This window comes from Sphingomonas sp. GW821-FHT12D09 (assembly GCF_058807215.1).
Map to the genome: position 1 here is coordinate 276,232 of NZ_JBXAQL010000004.1, position 24,425 is coordinate 300,656.

Annotated in this window: 22 protein-coding genes; 7 read left to right on the forward strand and 15 right to left on the reverse strand. The window is 67.3% G+C overall.

Going from position 1 to position 24,425, the window contains the following annotated elements; all coding sequences use genetic code 11:
- The first annotated feature begins 7 nt into the window (after positions 1–7).
- Together AC1RPL_RS18565 and AC1RPL_RS18570 are read left to right on the forward strand one after the other, a co-directional pair.
- A complete protein-coding gene (locus AC1RPL_RS18565; protein WP_493071444.1) occupies positions 8–2,098 on the forward strand; it encodes a RelA/SpoT family protein in 2,091 nt (696 codons plus the stop codon).
- Positions 2,099–2,258: 160 nt separating this feature from the next.
- Complete coding sequence (locus tag AC1RPL_RS18570; protein ID WP_493071446.1) at positions 2,259–3,149, forward strand: VOC family protein; 891 nt, start codon at positions 2,259–2,261, stop codon at positions 3,147–3,149.
- A 6-nt stretch (positions 3,150–3,155) separates the two neighbouring features.
- Here AC1RPL_RS18570 and AC1RPL_RS18575 read toward each other — a convergent pair whose 3' ends face one another.
- The 4 genes from AC1RPL_RS18575 to AC1RPL_RS18590 all read right to left on the reverse strand — a co-directional run bounded on the left by AC1RPL_RS18575 (position 3,156) and on the right by AC1RPL_RS18590 (position 9,914).
- Positions 3,156–5,708, reverse strand: coding sequence for an HWE histidine kinase domain-containing protein (locus AC1RPL_RS18575; RefSeq protein ID WP_493071448.1), 2,553 nt, complete (start codon positions 5,706–5,708; stop codon positions 3,156–3,158).
- 139 nt (positions 5,709–5,847) lie between these two features.
- Positions 5,848–6,420, reverse strand: coding sequence for a biliverdin-producing heme oxygenase (locus AC1RPL_RS18580; protein ID WP_493071450.1), 573 nt, complete (start codon positions 6,418–6,420; stop codon positions 5,848–5,850).
- A gap of 338 nt (positions 6,421–6,758) precedes the next feature.
- Complete coding sequence (locus AC1RPL_RS18585; protein ID WP_493071452.1) at positions 6,759–7,712, reverse strand: DUF6607 family protein; 954 nt, start codon at positions 7,710–7,712, stop codon at positions 6,759–6,761.
- Positions 7,713–7,739: 27 nt separating this feature from the next.
- A complete protein-coding gene (locus AC1RPL_RS18590) occupies positions 7,740–9,914 on the reverse strand; it encodes a TonB-dependent hemoglobin/transferrin/lactoferrin family receptor (protein ID WP_493071454.1) in 2,175 nt (724 codons plus the stop codon).
- Between the two features lie 148 nt (positions 9,915–10,062).
- Between AC1RPL_RS18590 and AC1RPL_RS18595 the strand changes: the two genes are divergently transcribed.
- Positions 10,063–10,359, forward strand: a complete 297-nt coding sequence (locus tag AC1RPL_RS18595) for a transcriptional regulator (RefSeq protein ID WP_493071456.1) — start codon at positions 10,063–10,065, stop codon at positions 10,357–10,359.
- A 45-nt stretch (positions 10,360–10,404) separates the two neighbouring features.
- Positions 10,405–11,415 (forward strand): glycosyltransferase family 2 protein, encoded by a 1,011-nt coding sequence (locus AC1RPL_RS18600; RefSeq protein ID WP_493071458.1) that lies wholly within the window; start codon positions 10,405–10,407, stop codon positions 11,413–11,415.
- Between the two features lie 31 nt (positions 11,416–11,446).
- Here AC1RPL_RS18600 and AC1RPL_RS18605 read toward each other — a convergent pair whose 3' ends face one another.
- A complete protein-coding gene (locus tag AC1RPL_RS18605; protein WP_493071460.1) occupies positions 11,447–12,175 on the reverse strand; it encodes a class I SAM-dependent methyltransferase in 729 nt (242 codons plus the stop codon).
- A gap of 1 nt (position 12,176) precedes the next feature.
- Positions 12,177–12,593, reverse strand: a complete 417-nt coding sequence (locus AC1RPL_RS18610) for a GtrA family protein (RefSeq protein WP_493071461.1) — start codon at positions 12,591–12,593, stop codon at positions 12,177–12,179.
- Between the two features lie 127 nt (positions 12,594–12,720).
- Between AC1RPL_RS18610 and AC1RPL_RS18615 the strand changes: the two genes are divergently transcribed.
- Entirely contained in the window at positions 12,721–14,562 is a 1,842-nt protein-coding gene (locus AC1RPL_RS18615; protein WP_493071803.1) for an AcrB/AcrD/AcrF family protein, read from the forward strand.
- 98 nt (positions 14,563–14,660) lie between these two features.
- Here AC1RPL_RS18615 and AC1RPL_RS18620 read toward each other — a convergent pair whose 3' ends face one another.
- The 6 genes from AC1RPL_RS18620 to AC1RPL_RS18645 form a co-directional block, all read right to left on the reverse strand.
- Positions 14,661–15,302 carry a MarC family protein gene (locus tag AC1RPL_RS18620; RefSeq protein WP_493071463.1) on the reverse strand — a complete coding sequence of 214 codons (642 nt, stop codon included), beginning with the start codon at positions 15,300–15,302 and terminating at the stop codon, positions 14,661–14,663.
- Between the two features lie 16 nt (positions 15,303–15,318).
- A complete protein-coding gene (gene folD, locus AC1RPL_RS18625) occupies positions 15,319–16,194 on the reverse strand; it encodes a bifunctional methylenetetrahydrofolate dehydrogenase/methenyltetrahydrofolate cyclohydrolase FolD (protein ID WP_493071465.1) in 876 nt (291 codons plus the stop codon).
- A complete protein-coding gene (locus AC1RPL_RS18630) occupies positions 16,184–16,492 on the reverse strand; it encodes a DUF167 domain-containing protein (RefSeq protein ID WP_493071467.1) in 309 nt (102 codons plus the stop codon). Before AC1RPL_RS18630 ends, folD begins: the two co-directional genes overlap by 11 nt.
- 7 nt (positions 16,493–16,499) lie before the next feature.
- Positions 16,500–16,814 carry a YggT family protein gene (locus AC1RPL_RS18635; protein WP_493071469.1) on the reverse strand — a complete coding sequence of 105 codons (315 nt, stop codon included), beginning with the start codon at positions 16,812–16,814 and terminating at the stop codon, positions 16,500–16,502.
- 297 nt (positions 16,815–17,111) lie between these two features.
- Positions 17,112–18,008: an acetylglutamate kinase gene (gene argB, locus AC1RPL_RS18640; protein WP_493071470.1), complete on the reverse strand. Its 897-nt coding sequence runs from the start codon at positions 18,006–18,008 to the stop codon at positions 17,112–17,114.
- Positions 18,009–18,046: 38 nt separating this feature from the next.
- Positions 18,047–19,027, reverse strand: a complete 981-nt coding sequence (locus tag AC1RPL_RS18645; RefSeq protein WP_493071471.1) for a DUF1176 domain-containing protein — start codon at positions 19,025–19,027, stop codon at positions 18,047–18,049.
- A 61-nt stretch (positions 19,028–19,088) separates the two neighbouring features.
- On the opposite strand from AC1RPL_RS18645, the gene AC1RPL_RS18650 reads away from it, so the two are divergent.
- Positions 19,089–19,958, forward strand: coding sequence for a 3-hydroxyacyl-CoA dehydrogenase NAD-binding domain-containing protein (locus AC1RPL_RS18650; RefSeq protein WP_493071473.1), 870 nt, complete (start codon positions 19,089–19,091; stop codon positions 19,956–19,958).
- Here the strand turns inward: AC1RPL_RS18650 and AC1RPL_RS18655 are convergent.
- Both AC1RPL_RS18655 and AC1RPL_RS18660 read right to left on the reverse strand, forming a co-directional pair.
- On the reverse strand, positions 19,925–20,626 hold the full coding sequence (locus AC1RPL_RS18655) for a PilZ domain-containing protein (protein ID WP_493071474.1): 702 nt from the start codon (positions 20,624–20,626) through the stop codon (positions 19,925–19,927). The two genes, AC1RPL_RS18650 and AC1RPL_RS18655, sit on opposite strands and share 34 nt — an antisense overlap.
- A gap of 396 nt (positions 20,627–21,022) precedes the next feature.
- Positions 21,023–22,318 carry a NupC/NupG family nucleoside CNT transporter gene (locus AC1RPL_RS18660; protein ID WP_493071476.1) on the reverse strand — a complete coding sequence of 432 codons (1,296 nt, stop codon included), beginning with the start codon at positions 22,316–22,318 and terminating at the stop codon, positions 21,023–21,025.
- Between the two features lie 331 nt (positions 22,319–22,649).
- On the opposite strand from AC1RPL_RS18660, the gene AC1RPL_RS18665 reads away from it, so the two are divergent.
- Positions 22,650–23,327 carry a queuosine precursor transporter gene (locus AC1RPL_RS18665; protein ID WP_493071478.1) on the forward strand — a complete coding sequence of 226 codons (678 nt, stop codon included), beginning with the start codon at positions 22,650–22,652 and terminating at the stop codon, positions 23,325–23,327.
- 112 nt (positions 23,328–23,439) lie between these two features.
- On the opposite strand, the gene egtD is transcribed toward AC1RPL_RS18665, so the two are convergent.
- Complete coding sequence (gene egtD / locus AC1RPL_RS18670; RefSeq protein WP_493071479.1) at positions 23,440–24,417, reverse strand: L-histidine N(alpha)-methyltransferase; 978 nt, start codon at positions 24,415–24,417, stop codon at positions 23,440–23,442.
- Between the last annotated feature and the right edge of the window lie 8 nt (positions 24,418–24,425).

Here is a 24,425-nt window from a genome sequence, read left to right on the forward strand (position 1 = left end):
AGAACCCGTGCTGCGCCAATATGAACTTGTCGACCGGGTCCTGAGCTACGACCCCGATGCCGATGAAGCCATGCTCAACCGGGCTTACGTCTTCTCGGTCAACGCGCACGGCACCCAGAAGCGGGCCAGCGGCGACCCCTATTTCAGCCACCCGATCGAAGTGGCCGGCATCCTCACCGACCTGCACCTCGACGACGAGACGATCGTCACCGCGATCCTGCACGACACGGTCGAGGACACCGTCGCCACGCCCGAGGACATCCAGCGCCTGTTCGGCGACAATGTCGCGCGCATGGTCGACGGCGTGACCAAGCTCTCCAAGATCGAAGCGCAGACCGAGAGCGAGCGCGCCGCCGAGAACCTGCGCAAGTTCCTGCTCGCCATGTCGGACGATGTCCGCGTGCTGCTCGTCAAGCTGGCCGACCGCCTGCACAACATGCGCACGCTGGTCCACATCAAGAACCCCGACAAGCGCAAGCGCATCGCCCGCGAGACGATGGATATCTACGCCCCGCTCGCCGAGCGGATCGGCATGTACGAGTTCATGAAGGAGATGCAGACGCTCGCCTTCAAGGAGCTCGAGCCCGAAGCGTATGAATCGATCCACAAGCGGCTCGACAGCCTGAAGGTCGAGGGCGAGGACCGCATCGCCAAGATCGCCTCGGGCCTGAAACTCCTGCTGTCCCGCGGCGGCATCGAGGCCGAGATCACCGGGCGCGAGAAGCACCCCTATTCGATCTGGAAGAAGATGTCGGAGCGGCATGTGTCGCTCGAGCAGCTCAGCGACATCATGGCCTTTCGCGCGATCGTCGATACCGAGGAGGAATGCTACCGTGCGCTGGGCGTGATCCACCGCCGCTGGCCGATGGTCCCGGGCCGGTTCAAGGACTATGTCTCCACCCCCAAGCGCAACGGCTATCGCTCGCTCCACACCAGCATCATCCATGCCGGCGACACGCGCATCGAGATCCAGATCCGCACGCGCGACATGCATGCCCAGGCCGAGTTCGGCCTCGCGGCGCACTGGGCCTACAAGGCGAGCAACGTCCGCCCCGATACCCAGGTCAGCTGGATCAAGGACCTGATCGAGATCCTGGAACATGCCGAGAGCCCCGAGGAGCTGCTCGAGCATACCCGCATGGCGATGTACCAGGACCGGATCTTCGCCTTCACCCCCAAGGGCGAGTTGATCCAGCTGCCCAAGGGCGCGACGCCGATCGACTTCGCCTATGCGGTCCACTCGAACCTGGGCGACCAGGCGGTGGGCGCCAAGATCAACGGCCGCGTCGTGCCCCTGCGCACCGAGATCGCCCAGGGCGACCAGGTCGCGATCCTGCGCTCCAAGGCGCAGGACCCCCAGGCCAATTGGCTCAACTTCGCGATCACCGGCAAGGCGCGCGCCGCGATCCGCCGCCATATCCGCCACAAGGAGCGCGAGGAATCGATCGCGCTGGGCCGCAAGCTCTATGACGAGATCGTGCTGCGCCTGCCCACCCCGCCGGGCGAAGGTGCGCTCAAGGATGCCTTGAAGCGCCTCAAGCTCCAGGACGAGGCCGCGCTGATGGAAGCGATCGCCCGCCGCCAGTTCACCGATTTCCAGGTGATGGAAGCGGTGATGCCCGGCTCGACCGAGGGCGAGGACGTCCACGACCTGCCACCGCAGCAGCACGCGATCGAGATCAAGGGCCTCACCCCCGGCGTGGCGTTCCACTTCTCCGCCGATTGCCGCCCCGTCCCCGGCGACCGCATCGTCGGCATCCGCCGCGCCGGCGAGCCGATCGAGGTCCACCGCATCGACTGCCCCAGCCTGGCCGACACCGGCGAGGAGGACTGGGTCGATCTCACCTGGGGCGACAAGGCCGAGGGCGGCGTCGCCCAGATCGAGATCACCCTCAAGAACGAGCCCGGCGCGCTCGGCGCGATCGCCACGCTGATCGGCCAGCACAAGGCCAACATCCTCGGCCTGCGCATGGATAATCGCGACACGACCTTCCACACCAACACGATGGACCTGGAAGTGCGCAACGCCGCGCACCTGATGCGGCTGCTCGCAGCCCTGCGCGCGGCGGACGCTGTGAGCTCGGCCGAGCGGGCCTAGGGCCGACTTCCATCCAGTTTTCCCTCCCTGCAAGACAGGGGAGTCAGGCGGGAAGCCTCGGCGTTCCCGTCGCCCAGCTAACCCTTTTGGGTGGGTTGGCAGGCAGCATTGCCTCCCACAGACGGGACGGGCTTCTCCCCTTCTCGTCCCGGAGCCCAGCATGCGCCTCAACCGTCTCCTCCTCCTCGCCGTCGTGCTGGCCGCAACCACGCCCGGCGCCGCCATCGCGCAGCAGGCGCCGGCGGGATATGCGGTAGGCCCGCAGTACGACACGACGCATGTCTATGTCGCGCCGGCCGACTTCGACCGCTTCGTCGCCAGCGTGGTCGCGACCTTTGGCGGCACCCCGACCAAGAAGGGCGCCTTCCAGGTAACCCCGACCAGCAGCAAGACCCTGTCGCAGGCGATCCTCACCCCCGCCGGCTCCTTCTCCGTCTTCGGCTTTCTGACGCCGATCCCCTACCCGTTCGGCGCCGAGCGCACCGGCTATCTCGTCACCGACATCGACGCGGCGGTCGCCTCCGCGCAGCGCCACGGCGCCACCCGCCTGATCGCGAGCTTCCCCGATCCGATCGGGCGCGACGTCGTGGTGCAATGGCCGGGCGGGGTGAACATGCAATTCTACTGGCACACCCAGAAACCGAGCTACCCGGCCCAGACGACGGTGCAGGAGAACCGGATCTACCTGACGCCCGAGGCAGCGCCGGCCTTCCTGCGTGCCTGGACCGGCTATGCGCATGCCCGCATCACCGCCGACGACAAGGCCGCGCCGGGGATCGAGATCGGCCAGCCCGGCAAGACCTATCGCCGCATCCGCCTGACCTCGGGCTATGGCCGCATGACCGTGTTCGTCTCCGACAACCAGCTGCCCTGGCCCTATGGCCGCGAGATGACCGGCTATGAAGTCGCCGACCTCCCCGCGACCCTCGCCCGCGCCGGCAGCGCCGGCGTCGAGACCTTGGTCGCGCCGCATGCCGAACCCGGCCGCATCTCGGCGATCGTCCGCTTCCCCGGCGGCTATATCGCGGAGATCCACGCGCCGGCGGGCTGAGCCCCGTTATCCGAAGAGGTCGTCGATCGCCTTGGCGATATTGTGCGTCGTGTACGGCTTCTGCACCACGGTCGCCGATCGGTGGTCCATCGGCAGGCTCGCCTGCTCGCCATAGCCCGACGCGAAGAAGAAGGGGATGCCGAGCTCGGTCAGCCGGTCCGCGACGCCGAAGCTCGTCTGGTCGCCGAGGTTGATGTCCAGGATCGCGAAGTCGACGCGCTCCTGGTCGAGGATATTGTGCGCTGCCTCGGGCGTGGACGCGGTGTTCACCGTGGCACCGAAGCGGTCGAGAATATCCTCGGCATCGAGCGCGATGATCAGGCTGTCCTCGACCAGCAGGATCGATTTCTCGCCAAGGAAGGACGGATCGACCGGATGCTGGCTCGACACCGCCGGGCGAGGGACGCGGATCTGCGTGCCGCCATAGGATTTGGGCTCTGACACATGCCGGGCGGGAATGCAGAACTGCGCGCGCACGCCGTCCGGATTATAGTCGATGCGCGCCCGGCCGCCGAGATCATAGGGGACCGAGCGGTTGACGATCGTCGTGCCGAAGCCCTTGCGCTTGGGCGGCGACACCGGCGGGCCGCCTACTTCCTGCCACACCAGCACCAGGTCGCCCGTGTGATCGCGCGACCAGTCGATATGGACTTCGCCTTCACCCGACAGGCTGCCGTACTTGGTCGAGTTGGTGACCAGCTCGTGGATGACCAGCGCCATGGTCGAATAGGCCTGCGGGTTGAGCAGGATCGGATCGCCCTTGGAGATGATCGCGCTCTGGCGGGTCGCGGCAAAGGCGGCCGCCTCCGCATCGATCATCGCCGCGAGCGGGGCCGGGCCCCAATGGTCGTCGGTGATCTGGTTGTGCGCGCGGGCGAGCGCGTGGATGCGCCCGTCGACCAGCCGCACGAACTCCTTCACTTCGTCATTGTCCGGCTGCGACTGCCGGATCAGGCCGCGGATCACGCCGAGGATGTTGCGGACGCGGTGGTTGAGCTCCGCGATCAGCATCTCCTGGCGCGCCGTCGACTGGCGGCGCTCGGCGGCGGCTTCGTCCGCCAGGCGCAGCACCACTTCGATCAGGGTCGCGCGCAGCGTCTCGGCGACGCGCAGTTCCGCGGCGGTGAACGGCTCGGCATGGCCCTCGACGGTTTCCTGCCATTCCGCGAAGCTTTCGCGCGGCGTCAGGCGCGGGCCGTTGGGGCCATATTCGGTCGGCTTGTGGGGATCGCCCGCCCAGCGCACCGATTGCTTCAGCTCCGAGCGGAACAGCACGACATAGTCGCGCGGCGAGCGTGAGATCGGGATCGCGAGCAACCCGGCGGCGCTCGCGGCGAAGCCACCGGCATCCTCGATCAGGCTGCCGATATGGTCGGTCGTATAGACGCGCCCCGCCGCCAGGCCGTTCAGGGCGCGGACGATGCGGCGGAAATCCTCGGTAGGCGGAGTCGAGCCGGAAAAGGCGTAATTGCCATTGATCCAGATCCCGACGCCGTTGGCCGGAATCGCGCTGGTCAGGATATCGCCGAGCCAGTCGGGATCGTTGAGCAGCGTCTCGTCCGAAGCGACGGCACCGAGCAGCTGGTCCGATATGTCGCGCGCGCGCTGCTCATATTCGCCGATCAGCCGGCGCTCGCGCGATTCCAGCCGCATCGAGAACATCTGCGCGAACAGCTCGCACACCGAGCGCCGCTCGAAAGTCGGCGAGCGCGGCGAGTAATTATGGCAGGCGAACATGCCCCACAGCTCGTCATCGACCACGATCGAGATCGACAGCGATGCGGCGACGCCCATGTTCTTGAGATATTCGATATGGATCGGCGAGACCGAGCGCAGGATCGACAGCGACAGGTCGAGCCGCCTGCCCGCCGCATCGACCTCGGGGACGATCGGCACCGGCTCTGCACTCACATCGCGGATCACGCGGACCAGGTTGCGCTTGTAGAGCGCGCGGGCCTGGCGCGGGATGTCGCTAGCCGGGTAGTTCAGCCCCAGGAAGCTGCCGATGCCGGACTTGCAGGCCTCGGCGACGACCGCGCCGGCGCCGCTCTCGGCGAATTTGTAGACCATGACGCGGTCATAGCCGAGCAACGCCCGCACCTGCCGCGCGCCCTCGCGGTAGAAGGCAGTCATGTCCCGGGTCCGGTCTAGCCGCGACATCATCGCGCGGACGGCATTGGTGGCGTCGCTGCCCGCGGCCGTGCCCGGCTCCGCCTCGATGATGATCTGGCCGGCGGAGAAATGCACCGCGACGTCATAGGGCTGGCCCGAGGTGCCGATCTGGCAGCCGAACAGCCGCTCGACCATGTCGGGCTCGCTCAGATAGGAAATCTTGTTGCGCAGGTCGTGCAGCAGCGCCGCCGGCACGTAATCGGCGAGCGGATTGCCGATCAGGTCTTCGGGACCAAAGCCGAGCAGGTCGCGGATGTTTCGCGACACCCGCGCGATCATCCAGTCGGTGCTGACCGCGATGAGGAAACCGGGAGACTGGATCGCGCCGAGGAGGTGAATGGGTTCGCGGTCGCAGTTGGTCAGATCGACCTTTTCGAATTCAGCCACGCATACCCCATGTCGTCGGATGGCCGAAGCCGGTCTGGCGCTTTGGTAACGCCCGCGGATCATTTCGGTTGCAAATCGGTGGGTAGGCAGCCGTCGCGTCCAGCGCGAGGAAGCCTAAGGCCTGGCAAGCCCGCCGGCATTAATCTGGCGCAAGCGCTCCGCTCCGGGCGCCCTGCAGATGCGTCCGCCCGGCGATTTCGAACGCAGTGAACAGGGCGGCCGCGGCCTCGATCGCCTGTCGAAGCGCTTCCTCGCCCCCCAGGCGCGCATCCAGCATCGCCAGCAGCGATCGCCAGGCCGAGGAATCGACACCGCCCAGGAAGCGCGCCGGGAAATCGTCCGGCACCGCACGCTTGAGCACGGCTCCGCCCAGCCGCGAGCCTTCGAGGACATAGAGCGCGCCGAGCAAAGCCGGCTCGCCTTCGAAGACGAGATCGCCCGCCGGCGGCGGCATGCGCTCGCCCAGTTCCGCGAGATCGGCTTCGAGCAAGGCGGTGCGCCGCCGCGCCGGCCAGTCCGGCACCAGCTCCGCGATCCCACCACGCTCGAGCGCGCGTTCCGCGGGGATGTGCGCCGCCGCCTGGGCGCGGAGGAACTGCGCATAGGCGGCGCGATCGCGCAATTTCGCGGTCGAGAAGATCGCATCGACGCGGTCATGATGTCCGGCGGTCGCATCTCTCAAGGCGCTGCGCGCGCTGGCGGCAATGGTCATGACGCCCGTATAGGCGATCGGCTCTCGAATGGAACGGGCGCCCGGCCGACTCTGCAGGCCCGCGAAAACGCTCCTTCCAAAATAGGATTTCGCCTGTCACCCCGGACGGGCTCTTTCTCAGCGTCGAGTCGTCACCAGCACGATGTTCAACCACTCGGTTGAACGTCGTTCTCACACACGTGAGACTATCAAGAGATTCAACGAATCGTTCAACCACCCGGTTGAACATCATCCCACCGCAAAACAAAAAAAGGGGCGAGCCGGACGGGCTTGGGTTCCGTCCGGCTCGCCCCGACCCTCTCCGACCAAGGACAGAGGGCCTTTCCCGAGGGGGGAATTTAGTTCGCGGCCCTGGTCGCCTGGTCCATCAGTGCCTTGGCGGTCTTGATCGCCTCGGCTTCGCTGGTCTTGCCCTGCTGGATCTCGTCGGCGATCTCGAGCACCCGGCCGGCGATCACGGTGCCGTGATCGGCTTCCTCGGTGACCCGGATGCCGTGCTTGGCCGCGGCGATGCGATCCCATTCGGCGCGGATCGCGGCCCAATAGCCCTTGGTCGCCGCCCAATAGTCATCCGCTGCCTTCACGTCGAAATCGCCGAAGCGGGTATAGCTGTTGAGCACATATTCCTGGACGACGGGCGTGTCGGTGCCGTCCATCTTGAGATTGTCCTGCCAGTGGATCCAGCCGGCCGGCGAGATGGCATGGCGGTTGACCCCCAGATAGCGGTCATAGACCGGCCCGCGCACCGCATCCCGCCTTGCCAGCGGCCGCCAGGTCCGGTTCGACTCCCAGCGGCGCTGGCCGCCGACCGCGGTCCACTTGCCCCAGCCGCCATAGCGGGGGCTGTCGTCCACCTGGTACACCGTCTGCGACCAGGCGCCCTTGCGCTCGGCGGCGGGCACGTCGGCCCAGGTCCAGGCGTCGCGATCCGAATAGACCAGCACTTTGGCCGGCTCGTACTGCCAGTCCTGGCGCCAATGCTTGATCACCATCTTCTTGCCGTCGCCCATGTCGACGACGAGGAGATGCTGGAGCCGGATCATCCTGCCATTGTCCTCGATGACCCGGACGACTTCGTTGCCGCCCGACACCTTGACCGGGATCGGGGTATAGTCGGCGCGCCAGGAGGTGCTCTCCTGCATGTCGAACTTCACCTTGTAGGTGCCCGCCATCGCCAGGATGTCGGCGCGGTCCGCCTCGAAGGCCGGTTTGACCGCCGAGGCCGGCGCGCCCTGGGCAAGCAGGGGCGCCGGCGCGAACAACAACAGGGCAATTGGTAGAAGCAGCTTCATGATCTTGGTCCTCAGAAGCGGTTGACGTTAGAAGCGGTAGCTGACCGAGACCGAGCCGTTGCGGCCCGGCTGGGTATAGGCGTCCTTGACGGTCGACGTGCTGGGCAGGCCGCGCACGTCGTTCCACCAGGCGTATTTGGCGTCGAAGAGGTTGAACACGCCGGCGCGCAGCGTCAGCTCTTGGGTCACTCGGAAAAATGCCGTCGCGTCGAGGATCGTGAAAGCGCCCGGCGTGTAGCAGGTGCCGGTGCATACGCCGGTGGTGGCGCTCAGCTCCTTCTGGGCGCTGTGCGTCGCTGTCACGTCGCCGCCGAAGCCGCCGTCCGGCGCCCGGTAGCCGAGACCGACGACCAGCTTGAGCGGGTCGACCGTCGAGAGCGGCGAGCGCGCGCCGCTCGGGTCGATCACGTCGCCCTTGGCATAGGAGATCGCCATCTTGCCGAACAGGCCATTGCCCGCGGTCGCCGTGAAGGTCGCCTCGGCACCCTTCACCTCCACCTTGTCGAGGTTGATGAACTGGTAGACCGCCGGGTTTGCGGGCGTGAAGCCGCCGCTCGTCACTTCCTGCGAGATGAAGTCGTCATAGTTGGAGAGGAAGCCGGTGACGTTCAGCCCCACCGCGCCGCTGTTCAGCCGGAAGCCGGCTTCCCAGCTCTCGCTGGTCTCGGGGCGCAGGTTCGGGTTGGGCCGCGAGGTGTAGCCAAAGGCGAGGTTGGAGAAGAACTGATTGACCTGGCTCGGCTCGGGCGCCTTGAAGCCCTGGGCATAGTTGGCGAAGAAGCGGATCTCTTCGCCCAGCTTGAGCACCGCGCCCAGCTTGGGCGAGATGCGCGAGCCGGACTGCGCCGCGCCGGCAAAGGCGGGGAGCAGCGGGTCGGCTTCGGGCGAAAGGTCATAGGCGTCGAAGCGCAGCGCCGGGTAGAGCGTCAGCGGGCCGAACGCGATCTCGTCGGCGACGAACGCACCCGCCAACATGTAGTTGGTCTCGGGGAAGGCGCGGGTCGGGAAGGTCTCGCCGGCCGGCGGCACCACGCCGTCGCGCAGCCCTTCCTGGTGCGTCTTGCTGATGTCGCCGCCGAACAGCACGCGGTGCGTCACCGCGCCGGTGTCGAAGCGCATGCCGACTTCGGCCGAGCCGTCGAACACGGTGTTCTCGAAGGTGTTGAGCCGCTCGCGATCGGCCGCGGGGGTGCGGTCCTCGTCGGTGAACTGGCGGTTCTCGCCGTCCTGCCAATAGGCGCTGATCCGGGCATGGTCGAACAGGCCGTCGCCCTTCCAGAACCAGTCGCCGGCGATGCGGCCGCGCTTGGTGCTGTCATGCGCCTGGAGCAGGTCGACCGTGGTGCTGAGCCCAGTCAGCACGTTGGTGTAGACCTTGCTGTCCTGATATTCGCCGGTCAGGCGGAAGCGGTTCGAGCTGTCGGGCTCATAGACGATGCGGCCGAGCACGGCGTTGGACTGGCCGTCCTGCGGATTGGGCTCGGTGCGCGCCGCGCCGGTACCGCCCACGCTGCCCTTGTTGTCGAGCTCGCGGAAATCGCGGCGGGTATAGGAGAGCATCGCCGAGAGATCGCCGAAGCGGCCGGCGAGGATGCCGGTCTCGGCGAACTCGTTGTCCGCCGAGCTGTAGCCGGCGCGGACCAGGCCGCCGACCTTCTTGTCGCCGCCCAGGAAATCGGCGGGATCGCTGGTGGTGAAGCTGATCGCACCGGCCAGGCCGTCGCTGCCGTACAGCGCCGATGCCGGGCCGCGCAGGACCTCGACCGACTTGACCAGCCCGACATCGACATAGTCGCGGCCCGAGGACTGGGCGCCGAAGGTGAAGCCGTCGGGCACGCGCACGCCGTCCACCTGGATCAGCACGCGGTTGCCGCCGATGCCGCGGACGATGAAGCCTTCATTGCCCGCGCGCCCGGTGACGCCCAGCGCCGCGCCGAAGCGCGTTGGCCCGCGCGGCACGCTGATGCCCGGCTCGTAGCGGACCAGGTCCTTGATGTCGGTGACGAGCTGGTCGGCGATCTTCTTGTCGTCGATCACGGTGACGGTGGCGGGCACGTCCTTCACATCGGTCGGGATGCGCGTAGCGGTGACGGTGATCGTCGAATCCTCCTCGGCCGGCTTCTTGTCCTGGTCCTGCGCCAGCGCCGGCATCGCCGCTGCAAGTGCCCAAAGACTGATCCCCACCCCGATATACCCGCGCATGCCCTGAACTTCCTTCTGCTAATGCAACTGACTCTCAATTGCGATTGCGTTAGGCGGGCGCGGCGGGAGCGTCAACCCCGTAACGAAAGAGAGAGAGAGAGAGAGAGAGAGAGAGAGAGGGACCTGACCGCTGGCGCGGGCCTGAGCGATGATCCCCAATGAGATCATCCACCAGACGCCGCGGCTGCGCATCCTCGCCGCACTCGATGCCGAGGCCAAGGGCGCGCAGCTCGAATTCGCGCGGCTCAAGGCCATCTCCCAGGCGACCGACGGCAATCTCGGCGCGCATCTCGCGACGCTGGAAAAGGCGGGGTACATCGCGATCGAGAAAGAGCCGGTGGGCAAGCGCACGCGCACCCTGGTCGCGATCACCGCCGAGGGCCGCCGCGCCTTTGCCGAGCACCTGCTCTTCCTGCGGGACCTCGTCGATCGCGCGGGGGGATAATCCCCTTCTCGACGGCGGCCTGCCGCAACGCTAGAGCGTCCGGTCATGCAAAAGCGTCCCAAGCTCTCCGTCGTCATTCCCTGCTACAATGAAGAGGCGTGCCTCGAAGCGCTGCACGGCCGCGTCTCCGCCGCCGCGCGCGGCGCGGTGGGGGACGATTACGAGATCGTGCTGATCAACGACGGCTCGCGCGACAAGAGCTGGGAAGTGATGCAGCGCATCTCCGCCGCCGATCCGCGCCTCGTCGCGATCAACCTCTCGCGCAACCACGGCCACCAGCTCGCGCTCACCGCGGGCCTCGACCTGTGTTCGGGCGAGGAGATACTGATCATCGACGCGGACCTGCAGGATCCGCCCGAGCTGCTCACCGACATGCGCGCAGCGATGCGCTCGCAGGGCGCCGACGTCGTCTATGCCGTGCGCCGCAAGCGCGACGGCGAGACGATCTTCAAGAAGATCACCGCCGCCTTCTTCTACCGGATGCTCGACCGGATCACCGACACGCCGATCCCGCTCGACACCGGCGACTTCCGCCTGATGACAAGGCGCGCGCTCGACGCGTTCCTGTCGCTGCCCGAGCAGGCGCGCTTCATCCGCGGCATGGTCGCCTGGGTCGGCTTCCGCCAGGTGCCCTTCCCCTATGACCGCCATGAGCGCCTCGCCGGCGAGAGCAAATACCCGCTCGGCAAGATGATCCGCTTCGCCCTGGACGCGATAACCGGCTTCTCGACCGCGCCCTTGCGCTTCGCCAGCCATGTCGGCCTGGTGCTGACCGGCCTGTCCGCGCTGCTGGTGCTCTACATCGTCGCCGGCTTCCTGATGGGCGCGGCTATCCCCGGCTGGACCTCGCTGATGCTCGTCGTCGTCGTGCTTGGCGCAGTGCAGATGTTCGTGCTCGGCATGATCGGCGAGTATCTCGGCCGGCTCTATGTCGAATCGAAGCACCGCCCGCTCTACATCGTCGCCGATGTCGCCGGCCCGGTGATGGGCCATGCCAGGCTCGGCTATCGCTTCGAGGACAGCGCCGAGGCGCGCGAGTTCGCCGACGACAAGTAACCGTCATCCCGGCGAAAGCCGGGAAGGCGGGTTACTTCGGCGCCGCCAGCACGATGATCGACAGGCCGGGCGGCATCGGCAGCCGGCCGAGCAGGTGCCGCTCGATCCCGAACACCGCTTCGAACGCCGCGTTGAGCGCCCTGGGCGGCGGCGAATCGTCGCTGTCGTCCTTGCCGGTCAGCTTGCCGAACAGCCGCGCCGCGACCGCCACCGGGAAGAGCAGCGAGTTGAACCAGCGCAGCTTGCGCCAGCCCAGCCCCGCCTTTTCCAGCGATGCGGCGAGCGAGGCCTTGGAATAACGCCGCTTGTGGTGGTTCACCACGTCATGCGCGCTCCACATCCACTGGTGCGCCGGCACGGTGATCAGGATCTTGCCGCCGGGCTTGAGCACCCGCGCGATCGCCTGCAGCGCCGCGACATCGTCCTCGACATGCTCGATCACGTCGAGCACCGCGACCATGTCGTAGCTGTCGTTCTCGACACCGGCGAGCTCGGGCAGCGGCGACGAGCCGACCTTCTTGCCCAGCCGCTCGCTCGCCTGGGCGGCGGCGGTCTCGTCGATCTCGATCGCGTCGATCTCGCCGAACTGGGCGAGCATCGGCAGATTGTGCCCGGTACCGCAGCCGATCTCGAGGATGCGCGCGCCCGCGGGCACCTCGGCATAGCGCTTCAGATAGTCCGCCAGGATCTCGCGGCGCGCGCGATACCACCAGTGCGTGGTGTCATGCGCAGCCATGCGCTCGTAGACGATGCGGTCCATCTTACTTGAATACCAGATAGCGGTTGAGCGCGAAGGTAACGACGGGCGTGACGAAGATCACGGGGATGAGCGGTACCCAGGTCGGCTCGTGGAGCGGCCCGGTGAAGAGCCAGGTGAAGAAGGCATTCATTGCCATGCCGACCGACTGGACTGCCAGGAACTTCGACTGGGTGCCGACGCCGCCCTCGGCCTCGTGCCCCTTGAAGCTCCAGCGGCTGTGGAAGACCCAGCCGAACACCACCGCGACCAGGAAACCCGCGATCGAGGCGAGCACCGGCGGGATCGCATAGGTAGCCAGCGGCCAGTAGACGGCGGAATAGACGAAGGTCGATGCTAGGCCGACGATGCCGAAGCGCACCAGCTGTCCCAGCACGCCGTTCGCCCACATCTCTTCAAATCGCTTGATTACAGCCGTCACTATCGCTTGCCCAAGAACCGCGGGCCGCCCTAATGCGTGCAGCCGAGCGAGGGAAGCGATTTTGAAGTCAGACGCGCAGGGCGGGTTCCGCCTCGACCAGGAACTGGACCGCAACTGGCTGCGCTGGATGGCGCTCTTCTGGGTCTGCGTCGTCGCCTGGTTCCTCTACGATCGCCAGGGCAACATCTACTGGCTGTTGCTCGGCGATACCGACGACAACATGCGCCTGATGCAGGTCCGCGCCTGGCTCGCCGGCCAGGGCTGGTACGATCTGCGCCAATATCGCCTCGATCCGGCGCTGGGCGGCTTCGACATCCACTGGTCGCGCCTCGTCGACCTGCCGCTCGCCGGGCTGATCCTCGCATTGAAGCCCTTCGTCGGCACCGCCACTGCCGAGAAATGGGCGTGCGGCATCGCCCCACTGCTTCCGCTCGCCGTCACCATGACCGGCCTGTCGCTCGCGGTGCGCCGCCTCGTCGCGCCCTGGGCCTGGCCGGTGGCGCTGGTCGTGCTGATGGGCTGCACCTCGACCATGTCGATGTACGCGCCGATGCGGATCGATCATCATGGCTGGCAGCTCGCCTTCCTCGCGCTCACCGTCGCCGGCCTCGCCGACCCGAAGCGCGCCCGCGGCGGCGCCATGGTCGGCCTGTCGAGCGCCGCCTCGCTCACCATCGGGCTCGAGCTGCTGCCGTATTGCGCGATGGCCGGCGCGATCATCGCACTGCGCTGGATCTGGGACCGCGAGGATGTCCGCCGCATGCAGGTCTATGGCCTGACGCTCGGCGGCGGCTCGGCGCTCGGCTTTGCGCTCTTCGCCTCCAACGCCAACCAGGTCATGCGCTGCGACGCGCTGACGCCGGTCTGGCTGAGCGTCATGGTCGCCGCCGGCGCGCTGCTGTTCGGCCTGTCGCTGTTGAACCCCGCCAATCGCTGGGTCCGCCTCGCCTTCGCCGCGGCCGCAGGCGGCGTGATCGTCGGCGGCTTCGCGCTGTGCTTCCCGCAATGCCTGGGCCGCCCCGAGCAAGTCTCGGACGAGCTCGCCAACACCTGGCTCAACAATGTCCGCGAGGCGCGGCCGATCTACAAGCACGCCTTCAAGACCGCATTCCCGATGGCCGTGCTGCCGGTGATCGGCGTGCTCGGCGCGCTCTTCGCCACCTGGCGTGCCCGCCGCAGCGAAGCGCTGGTCGGCTGGGCCGCGGTCGCACTGTTCACTGCCTTCGCCAGCGCGATGCTGCTGTGGCAGGTCCGCGCAGCTCCCGCCGCGCAGTTGCTCGCAGTGCCGGGCTCGACTGCCCTGCTCGTCGTCGCAATCCCCTGGTTCCTCGGCAGCCGCGAGCCCTTTGCCCGCTGGATCGGCGAGGTCCCAGCCCGCCTGCTCGGCATCCTCGTGCGCGTATTCGGCACGGTCGGCGCCTTCCTGCTTCTCTCTGGCCTCTGGGCCGGGCTCGTTCCGCCGCTCTTCACCGGCGGCGATACCGCCAAGCCCGGCAAGCCCGCCCCGCCCGACAAGGTTGCCGCCGCCAACGCCGCCTGTGCGCGGATGAGCAACCTGCGCCTGCTCAACGATATTCCACCGGCGATCCTGTTCACCCATGTCGATCTGGGACCCCGGCTGATCACCGTCACCCATCACAGCGGCATCGCCGGCCCCTATCACCGCAACGGCCGCGCGATCCTCGACGTCCACCACGCCTTCACCTGGGCGACGCCGAACTTCCGCCCGATCGCCGCCGCGCATCATGCGCAATATCTGCTGGTCTGCCCGGACATGTCCGAAACGACGCTCTACCGCGCCCGCGGGCCCAATGGCTTCTATTCCCAGCTGGTGAACGGCGATGTGCCGAACTGGCTCGAACCGGTGAAGCTGCGCGACGGGCCAACCGGCAAGCCGCTGCCGTTCAAGCTGTGGAAGATCCGCTATGACCTGCCGGATGTGGCGGTGAAGGCTCCGGCAAAACAATAGCCGTCATCCCCGCGAAGGCGGGGATCCAGGGTTACTCTGCGCCGCGGTTCTACTTGACTCTGGATCCCCGCCTTCGCGGGGATGACGATTTTAGGGGTTCAATGCCCCGCCACCGCCCGCCCGGCGACCAGCGCAGCGCTGATCCCGTCGATCACGAACTGCACCGCCAGCGCGCCGAGCAGCACGCCGAGCAACCGCGACACCACTGCCTCGATCTTCGCCCCGACCACCCGCATCAGCGGACCCGCCGCCAGCAGCGCAAGCAGCGTCAGCAACAGGATCGCCGCCATCGCCGCGAGCACCACCACGGTGCGCTCGATCCCGTTGTTCTGCGACATCAGCAGCATCGTCGATGCGATCGAGCCCGGCCCGGCGATCATCGGCATCGCCATCGGGAAGATCGAGATATCGGCCGGCTCGCTCGCCTTCACCTTTTCGGCCCGGTCCTCGCGCCGCTCGGTGCGCTTCTCGAACACCATTTCGAGCGCGATCAGGAACAGCATGATGCCGCCGGCGATCTTGAAGGCGTTCAGGCTGATGCCGAGCGCACGCAGCAGCGCCTCGCCGAACAGCGCGAAGCCGAACAGGATGCACGCCGCGACCAGCACCGCGCGAGTCGCCATCACCCGGCGATGCACCGCGCTCGTCCCCGCGGTCAGACCGGCGAAGATCGGCGCGCAGCCGGGCGGATCGATCACCACGAAGAAGGTGATGAAGGTCGAGATGAAGAGTTCGATCATGCGAGCGCGCCCCGCATCAGATCACACCCTTCTCGAGCGGCACCCCGGCATTGCGGTGCGCGGCGACCAGCGTGTTGCGCAGCAGGCAGGCGATGGTCATCGGCCCGACGCCGCCCGGCACCGGCGTGATCGCGCCCGCGACGCTCGCCGCGCTGTCGAAATCGACATCGCCGACCAGGCCGTTGTCGGTCCGGTTGATGCCGACGTCGATCACGGTCGCGCCGGGCTTCAGCCACTCGCCCTTGACGAAATGGGCGCGGCCCACCGCGGCGACGACGATATCGGCATGCTTCAGATAATGCGGCAGGTTGCGCGTCCTGGAATGGACGAGGGTCACCGTGGCGCTAGCCCTGGTCAGCAGCGCGGCCATCGGCTTGCCGACGATGTTCGAGCGGCCGATCACCACGGCGTCGAGCCCGCTCAGATCGCCCAGCCGGTCCTCGAGCAGCATCAGGCAGCCGAGCGGGGTGCACGGCACGAAGCCGTTGAGCCCGGTTGCCAGCCGCCCGGCATTGACCGGGTGGAAGCCGTCGACGTCCTTGTCCGGGCTGATCCGGGTGAGCACCGCCTGCTCGTCGATGTGCTTGGGCAGCGGCAGCTGGACGAGGATGCCGTCCACCGCCGAGTCGCCATTGAGCTGGTCGATCAGCGCGATCAGGTCCTCTTCGCGCGTTTCGGCGGGCAGCTTGTGCTCGAAGCTTTCCATGCCCGCTTCACGGGTCATCTTGCCCTTGGAGCGAACATAGACCGAGGAGGCCGGGTCCTCGCCGACCAGCACTACGGCCAGTCCGGGCGCGCGCCCGGCGGCCTCGCGGAATGCAGGAACCAGGTCCGCCACGCGGGCACGCAGGCCCGCCGCGAACGCCTTGCCGTCGATGATCTCAGCCGTCATGCGACCCGCCATAGAGCCTGAGTGCGATCTCTTCCAGCGCCGCGGGGTCTCCTTCGATACGAAGCCGTTTCAGCCGCGCCGTATCGCCTGCGATCAGCGTCACCGCGCGCCTCGGCACCCCAAAGGCGCCCGCCACCAACGGCACCAGAGCCACATTGGCCGCGCCCTCCACCGGCGGCGCGGCAAGGCGCGCGGCGAAATGCGCGTCGGTGCCCGCGGCAAAGGCGTCGCGCGCGGCGCGCGGAGTCACCCGGACCGCGATCTCCACGCCGTCGGCGCTGCGCCGCCAGGCCGGCACGCGCGGCTCAGCCGGCGCTGGCGGCCAGTTGGGCGGCGATCGTCGGCAGCACGAAGTTGCTCAGCACATAGATGATCAGCAGCGCGACCAGCGGGCTCAGGTCGAGCGCGCCGAAATCGGGCAGGACCTTGCGGATCGGGCGGTAGATCGGCTTGGTGATCACGTCGAGCGCGTGCCAGACCGAGCGGACGAACTCGTTGTAGAGGTTGATCACGTTGAACGCGACCAGCCACGACAGGATCGCCTGGATGACGATGACGACGCTCAGCGCCCAGAGCAGAAAGCCGATGATGTCGACGATCATGAGAAGGAAGGGGATCAATGCGCTCTCCGCGTGGGGTTCTTGCCTCCAAGATTAGGGAATGCGGGGCCCCGCAACAACCCCGTCGCCGGGCACGCGCTTGCAATGTAGGATTTAGCCTGCTGGGCTCGCGCGGCCAGGCCTCGCGCCGGGCCGCTCTTTGACATGTTGGAAAGATAGGATCGCGCACGCGCAAGCATGTTGCGCCACGCCCGAAACTTCGCGCGGCATCCATGCCCGCAGTGCGCGCGTTTCGTAAAGTTCGAGCGCCACGGCGTGAAGTTTCACCGAGTCGCGCTGGATGCGCGTGTTGGGAACTCAGGCGTGGACCAGCGTGCCCGCGCCGCTCCGCGTGAAGATCTCGAGCAGCATCGCATGCGGGATGCGCCCGTCGAGGATCACCGCAGCATCCACGCCCCGCTCGACGGCATGCACGCAGGTCTCGACCTTGGGGATCATGCCCCCCTTGATCGTGCCGTCAGACTTCAGCGCCTCGATCCGCGCCGGATCGAGATCGGTCAGCAGCTCGCCCGACTTGTCGAGCACGCCCGCCACGTCGGTCAGCAGGAAGAAGCGCGAGGCACCGATCGCGGCGGCGATCGCCCCGGCCATGGTGTCGGCATTGATGTTGTAGGTGTGCCCGTCCGCGCCCAGCGCGATCGGCGCGACCACCGGGATGAAGTCCTGCGCCGCCAGCGCGTGGAGGATCGCCGGGTTCACCGCGGTCGGCTCGCCGACGAAGCCGAGGTCGACGTGACGTTCGATGCCCTGGAGCGGATCGGCCTCGCGGCCCGTCACCTTCTCGGCGGTGACCAGGCCGGCGTCCTTGCCCGAGATGCCGACGGCGCGCCCGCCCGCGGCGCCGATCCAGCTGACGATCTCCTTGTTGATCGATCCGGCCAGGACCATCTCGGCGATCTTCGCGGTCTCGGCGTCGGTGACGCGAAGCCCGCCGACGAAGTTCGATTCGACGCCGAGCCGCTTGAGCATCGCGCCGATCTGCGGGCCGCCGCCGTGCACGACGATCGGATTGATGCCGACGGCCTTGAGCAGCACCACGTCCTCGGCGAAGTCGCGTTGCAGCTCGGGATCGCCCATCGCGTGGCCGCCATATTTCACGACGAAGGTCGCCCCGGCATAGCGCTGCAGATAGGGCAGCGCCTCGGTGAGCGTTTCGGCCTTGGCAAGCAGCGCGGGATCAGGGGCGTTGGTCATGGCGGCCCCATAGGGCCAGTGGACCGGCCCCGCAACTTTCAGCGGAAAACCGGGGTGATGCGGACATAGGTCAGCCAGTTGTTCGAGCCGCGGCACTCGGGCATCGCGCGCGCCTCGGTCAGGACGAAGCCCTTGCCGTTCCACACATAGGCCTCGCTCGATCCGCAATCGCCGATGCCGCGCCCCTTGTTGTAGCTCGACAGCACGCCCTTCTCGAACCCGGCATTGACCAGCGCGCCGTCGCCGAAGTCGAAGTCTGCGCGGGTCGCCTTGCCGCCCGCCACGATGAAGGCGACGCTGCTGAAGTTATAGGCGCCGGCACCGCAGGGCAGCAGCGCCAGCGTCTTGCCGCCGCCGAGTGCGAACGTCTCGACCTCGGGCACGCTCTCGGCGCCCTTGTACAGGTCCTCGCATTCGGCCTGCTTCTCCATTCCGGCGCGCATCGCCTTGGAGACACCGGTCGGGGAGCCGGCGGGGCGGACGGCGACGATCCGTTCGGGTGCGGGCTCGGGCGGCACGGTGCCGGCGGGCTTTGCGCCCTTGGCGACCGCGGCGGTGACGGTGCCGGCGCGGCCCTGGTCGGCGTCGATGTAGCGCAACGCCGCCGAGGAGCCCTTGAGCGAGACCCGCGCCACGGTCTTGCCTGCGACATCGACTAGGGCGGCTTGCTTGCCGTTGGTCATCGCCGCGACTGCGCGGGCGGCCTCGGCATTGTCGAGGGTGATCCCGTCGTCCGAAGCGGCAGCGGTGGCGATCACCTTGTCGTCGATCGTGAAGCTCAGCGTGCCGGTGACGGTGCGATAGGCGGAGAACTCGAGCCGGAAGGCGCCGGTCGGGCCGGCCCAGCGCGTGAGCGACAGGCTGCCGGAATCGTCGTCCGGGATCGCCTCGTCGGCGGGGAACAACGACGTCATCTCGCAGCGATGGCCATTGTCGCAGGCGACGACCCAGTCGGCGAACGACTTGACCGCATCGTCTTGCGTGGCCTGGGCAGCGAGGAGAAGGGGGAAGGGCAGCATGGCGGCAAGCCTAGCCGATCGGTGCGCGAATCGATAGGAGCGGCGCAAAGGAGAAGGTGCGATGAAGACGGTTGGCGTGATCGGGGCGGGACAGATGGGCGCGGGCATCGCGCAGGTTTCGGCGCAGGCGGGCTATGTCGTGCTGCTCTCGGACGTCGACCAGGCGCGCGCCGAGGCCGGCAAGGCAGGTATCGCCAAGCATATCGCCCGCGCGGTCGAAAAGGAGAAGATCGGCGCCGCCGATGCCGAAACCGCGCTCGCCAACATCACCTGCGTCGGCGGCACCGATGGTTTCGCGCCTTGCGACCTCGTCATCGAGGCGGCGACCGAGCGCGAGGCGATCAAGCGCCAGATCTTCGAGAGCGTCGGCAAGGTGCTGGGCAAGGACGCGATCCTGGCGAGCAACACCTCGTCGATCCCGATCACCCGCCTGGCGCAAGCTTCGCCCGACCCCGCCCGCTTCATGGGCGTGCACTTCTTCAACCCGGTGCCGGTGATGGGCCTGATCGAGCTGATCCGCGGCCTCGCCACCTCCGATGTCACCGTCGCCGCGGTCGAGAAGTTCGGTCAGTCGCTCGGCAAGCGTATCGTCCATGCCAACGACGCGCCCGGCTTCATCGTCAACCGCGTGCTGATGCCGATGCTCAACGAGGCCTGCTTCGCGCTGGGTGAAGGCGTGGCGACGATCCCGGACATCGACGCCGCCTGCCAGCTCGGCCTCAACCATCCGATGGGGCCGTTCACCCTGGCCGACTTTATCGGGCTCGACACCTGCCTGGAGATTACCCGCGTGCTGTTCGAAGGCACCGGCGATCCCAAGTTCCGCCCGGCCCCGCTGCTGGTGAAATATGTCGAAGCCGGCTGGTATGGTCGCAAGACCAAGCGCGGCTTCTACGACTATAGCGGCGCGGAGCCCGTACCGACGCGCTGAGGCATCTCCATCCGGGCGGCGAACTCGGCCTGGCGGTCGAGCGCCCATTTGGCCAGCGTATCGAACGGGATCGCCGCGAGGAAGGCGATCCCCGCCCTCCCGCCATGTGCCCAGCGGACCACGCCGCGATGCGGATCGAGCCCGCGGATGCCGAGCGTCACTTCGTCGCCTTCGCGCAGCAGATCGGTCTCGATCTTGGCGCCGCCCTGCGACACGTCGATCAGCGTGAGCGACTGGCGTACCCCCTCTGCATGGAGGCACACCGGACAGGCGATGCGCAGCCGGGGCATGCGGTGGACGAGGCCCGCCTCGCCATGGACGGGCGCGTGGAGCACATCGAGCACGTCGATCTGCTCGTCGAACTGCACGCCGACCATGCCATCGGCCGACCAGGCGATGCGCCCGGAAATCTCGTTGCCCGAACGGATTTCCATCGACACCGCCTCGCCTGGAGGCAGGCTTGCATGGATCTTGCCCATCAGTCCGCCCGGCGAGATGTTGCGGATCAGGCAGAGCGCCTCGTAGCCGGCCCATCGCAGCATCGCCGAGCGATAGACGGAGATCTTCGAACGGTCATCGCTGCGGCGTTCCATGACGGGTACTTCAGGCTGGAAGGAGATTTCGGTGCGGGCGCTGTCCTCGAGGGGCGCGACCACGACTCTGGGCACCGGCGGTCCCTGACGCTTCGTAGAGGCTACCGCCCGCGGCAGCGCATGGATGCCCGGCCGGACGGGTTGAAAGGCCAGCGACAGGCAATCCCCGACCCGGCCCAACGCCTCTTCGCCGGGCGTGGGCGGGGGTTGGCGCAGGATGCGCAGCGGGCGGGGACCCGAGCCGGAAGAGGAACTCAAGTTAGTCACGCTTTACTCCGGTTACAGAAACTGGAGAGCGCACATCTGCCCCGTCTGGAACGGAGGAATGATGGCGCGCGACCCGCTCTCCATCCAATGTCGATTGTTATCGGCAGGATCGGCGCGCCCCCCGGCGCAGCGTCGTCCCTGCAACGTTACGCAGATTTTACCGGCCGCCCGGTATCCAAAAAGTTAACGCGCGGCTCGAAACCATCAGGGCAGCAGCAATCCGGCCAGCGCCGCGCTCATCAGATTGGCGAGGCTACCCGCGAGCAGCGCGCGCAGGCCTAGCTTGGCGATCATCGGCCGCTGGTTCGGCGCGAGGCTGCCGGTCGCAGCCATCTGGATCGCGATCGAGCTGAAATTGGCGAAACCACACAGTGCGAAGGTGATGATCGCCCGGGTGCGCGGCGCCAGGTCGGTCATCGCGCCGAGGTCGATGAAGGCGACGAACTCGTTGAGCACCACCTTGGTGCCGAACAGGCCGCCCGCCGCGGTCGCCTCGTGCCAAGAGATGCCGAGCAGATACATGACCGGCGCGAAGATCGTGCCGATGATCTTCTGGAAGCTGAGATTCTGGAGGAAACCCGCCCAGGCGGCGTGGCCGCTCAGATCGTAGACCCAGTTGCCCGCCCCGGCGAGCAAGCCATTGGCGAGTGCGACAAGTGCCACAAAGGCAAGCACCATCGCGCCCACCGCCACGGCGATCTTGACGCCGGTCGAGGCGCCCGAAGCAGCGGCCATGATGATGTTGGCGGCGCGCTCTTCCTCCACGTCATCCTCGGCGACCTTGATCGCCTGGTCCTCGACATCATCGCCGAGCGGCAGCTCGCCGTCCCTCACGGCATCGTCGGGCATGATGATCTTGGCCATCAGCAGGCCGCCAGGCGCGGCCATGAACGACGCGGCGAGCAGATAGGGCAGCGCGCTCGCACCGAGCAGGCTGGCATAGGCAGCGAGGATCGTGCCGGCGACGCCCGCCATGCCGACGGTCATCACTGCGAAGAGCTGCGACGGCGTGAGCCGCGCGAGATAGGGGCGGATGACCAGCGGCGATTCGCTCTGGCCGACGAAGATGTTCGCCGCCGCGCACAGCGACTCGACCTTGGAAGTGCCGACCACCTTCTCGATCGCGCCCCCGATCCAGCGGATCACGAACTGCATGACGCCGAGATGGTAGAGGATCGAAACCAAGGCGGCGAAGAAGATGATCACCGGCAGCGCCGCGATCGCGAAGCTGTTGCCGCCCAGCTCGGGCTTGGCGAGCGGGCCGAACAGGAAGCTGGTGCCGGCACCGGCATAGCCGAGCAGCGCCGAGACGCCGCCCGACAGGCCATGCAGCGCCGCCTGGCCCCAGCTCGTCCGCAGTACCAATGCCGCGATGCCGACCTGGAGGAGGAAGGCGGCGCCGACGACGCGCAAATTGATCCCGCGCTTGTTCGACGAAAACAGGAAAGCGATCGCAAGGATCGCGATTACGCCGAAGATGCCGATCGGAAACTGATTCAATTGCCCAAACCCCCAAGGCAAACGCCCAAGCCTGTGAGCATACACGCTCGATACGACATGGCCAGAGGCAGCCGACTCCGTTCCCCGGAGATCCCTGCGCGGCGGGAAAGTCACAAAGGTCCCGACATCTCGCGTGCCTGCGCCCACTCGCATGCACGGGGCGAACGCTTCGCGGCCCCGCCCGGTGGAGGCGGCCAGGCGGGAGATAACGGAACAGAATGTGTGGAGCTTCGGTGAGCCGATAGAACAAATAAAGAACATTGTCAAGGCCAAAGTGCCGCACCCAGGCGGCAGGGCTTGCAGCGCGGGCATTTCGCGCTAGCGTCCCGCCATGGACACTATCCGCCTCCCGCGTTCGCTCTTCTTCCTGTCTATCTTCTATGGCGGCATGGTCTGCATTGCCGGCGTGCTGGGCAACAAGCAGGTTGCACTCGGCCCGATCTCGCAGATCGGCAACTGGGTCGGCGTCGGCCCGCTTGCGGTGGAAGCGGGGATCTTCGCCTTCCTGCTGCTCGTCTCGGTCTCGAGCGCCGTCGCCGAACTGCACGGACCGGACACGGCGCGGCGGCTGGTGGTGATCGGCTTCGTGCCGCTGGTTACTTCCGTCCTCCTCTCGATGCTCGTCCTCGCCCTCCCCCCTTCACCGAGCATGGCGCCCGACCGTCTCAATGCCTTCGACCTGATGATGAGCGGCACGCCGCGCATCTGGCTGGGCGGGATCGTCGCCTATGGCATCTCGCAGATCCTCAACGTCACCATCTTCTCCGCGCTCAAGAGCGGCGGCGGCAAGCTGCTCTGGCTGCGCGCCGCGATCGCATCGGTGCTGAGCCAGATCGCCGACACGCTGATCTTCGTCACCATCGCCTTTTACGGCGTCTTCCCGATCGGCGAGCTGCTGGTCGGGCAGATGCTGAGCAAGGTGGTGCTGAGCATCGTGCTGGTGCCGGCGCTGATCTACATGTTCGTCGCGATCGGGCGCTCGCTCGATGGGCGGCGGGGGTTGAACTGAACTAAGCCCATCTCCCTTTTATCGTCATCCCGGCGAAAGCCGGGACCCAGAGCCAAAAAGCGCCGTCGCCCGTTACCCTGGGCCCCGGCTTTCGCCGGGGTGACGCAGCGCATCACGGCGCCAGGCGGATCGGCTGGGCTTCGCAGAGGATCAGCGCGAACCAGTCATTCTCGTCGGTCCATTCCTGAAGCGGGGTCCAGCCGCCGGCGCGCAGCAGCATGCGGGCGCCGTTACGGCCGTATTTATGGCTGTTCTCCGTGTGGATCGTCTCGCCGGCCCGCATCGAGAAAGGCCGCCCCTCGACGGTGAACTCCATGTCGCGCACCGCCTCTAGGTGCATCTCGATCCGCGCGGCATCGTCGTTCCACACAGCGACGTGGCGGAAGGCCTCGACGGGGATCGTGCCGCCCAGCTCGCGGTTGATCCGCTCGAGCAGGTTGAGGTTGAACGCCGCAGTGACCCCTTGCGCATCGTCATAGGCGGGGACGAGCACCTCGGGCGGCTTGACGCGGTCCATGCCGATCAGCAGCCGCGCGCCGTCGCCCAGCCAGTCGCGCATCGCGCGCAGCAGATTGACCGCGTGGAAGGCCTGCATGTTGCCGATCGTCGAGCCGGGGAAGAAGCCGAGCTTGGGCATGCCGGCGACTTGCTCGGGCAGCGGCACGGGCCGCAGGAAATTGGCCTCGACCGGATAGACCGGCAGGCCGGGGAATGCCTGGCCCAGCTCGGCGGCGGACTGGCGGAGGAAATCGCCCGAAATGTCGATCGGCACATAGGCGGCGGGATCGATGGCCCGCAGCAGCAGCGGCGTCTTCACCGACGAGCCCGATCCGAACTCGACCACCGCCGCGCCGCGCGCCGCCAGCGCACCGAGTTCGGGCCCGGTCCTGCGGAGCAGCTCGGTCTCGGTGCGGGTGGGATAATATTCGGGAAGCTGGGTGATCTCCTCGAACAATTCCGACCCGCGGCGGTCGTAGAACCAGCGGGCAGGGATGGCGCGGGGACGCGCTTCGAGGCCGCTCAGCACATCGGCGCGGAAATGCGGATCGGCGAGGCTGGCCTGGCCGTCTTCGAGTTCCTGCTTGAGCATTACTGGCC

Excerpts from the sequence above, each read along its gene's own strand:
- AC1RPL_RS18570 (WP_493071446.1), top strand. The coding sequence starts at position 2,259 with ATGCGCCTCAACCGTCTCCTCCTCCTCGCCGTCGTGCTGGCCGCAACC.
- AC1RPL_RS18580 (WP_493071450.1), bottom strand. The coding sequence starts at position 6,420 with ATGACCATTGCCGCCAGCGCGCGCAGCGCCTTGAGAGATGCGACCGCC.
- AC1RPL_RS18585 (WP_493071452.1), bottom strand. The coding sequence starts at position 7,712 with ATGAAGCTGCTTCTACCAATTGCCCTGTTGTTGTTCGCGCCGGCGCCC.
- AC1RPL_RS18590 (WP_493071454.1), bottom strand. The coding sequence starts at position 9,914 with ATGCGCGGGTATATCGGGGTGGGGATCAGTCTTTGGGCACTTGCAGCG.
- AC1RPL_RS18595 (WP_493071456.1), top strand. The coding sequence starts at position 10,063 with ATGATCCCCAATGAGATCATCCACCAGACGCCGCGGCTGCGCATCCTC.
- AC1RPL_RS18600 (WP_493071458.1), top strand. The coding sequence starts at position 10,405 with ATGCAAAAGCGTCCCAAGCTCTCCGTCGTCATTCCCTGCTACAATGAA.
- AC1RPL_RS18605 (WP_493071460.1), bottom strand. The coding sequence starts at position 12,175 with ATGGACCGCATCGTCTACGAGCGCATGGCTGCGCATGACACCACGCAC.
- AC1RPL_RS18615 (WP_493071803.1), top strand. The coding sequence starts at position 12,721 with ATGGCGCTCTTCTGGGTCTGCGTCGTCGCCTGGTTCCTCTACGATCGC.
- AC1RPL_RS18620 (WP_493071463.1), bottom strand. The coding sequence starts at position 15,302 with ATGATCGAACTCTTCATCTCGACCTTCATCACCTTCTTCGTGGTGATC.
- folD (WP_493071465.1), bottom strand. The coding sequence starts at position 16,194 with ATGACGGCTGAGATCATCGACGGCAAGGCGTTCGCGGCGGGCCTGCGT.
- argB (WP_493071470.1), bottom strand. The coding sequence starts at position 18,008 with ATGACCAACGCCCCTGATCCCGCGCTGCTTGCCAAGGCCGAAACGCTC.
- AC1RPL_RS18645 (WP_493071471.1), bottom strand. The coding sequence starts at position 19,027 with ATGCTGCCCTTCCCCCTTCTCCTCGCTGCCCAGGCCACGCAAGACGAT.
- AC1RPL_RS18650 (WP_493071473.1), top strand. The coding sequence starts at position 19,089 with ATGAAGACGGTTGGCGTGATCGGGGCGGGACAGATGGGCGCGGGCATC.
- AC1RPL_RS18665 (WP_493071478.1), top strand. The coding sequence starts at position 22,650 with ATGGACACTATCCGCCTCCCGCGTTCGCTCTTCTTCCTGTCTATCTTC.
- egtD (WP_493071479.1), bottom strand. The coding sequence starts at position 24,417 with ATGCTCAAGCAGGAACTCGAAGACGGCCAGGCCAGCCTCGCCGATCCG.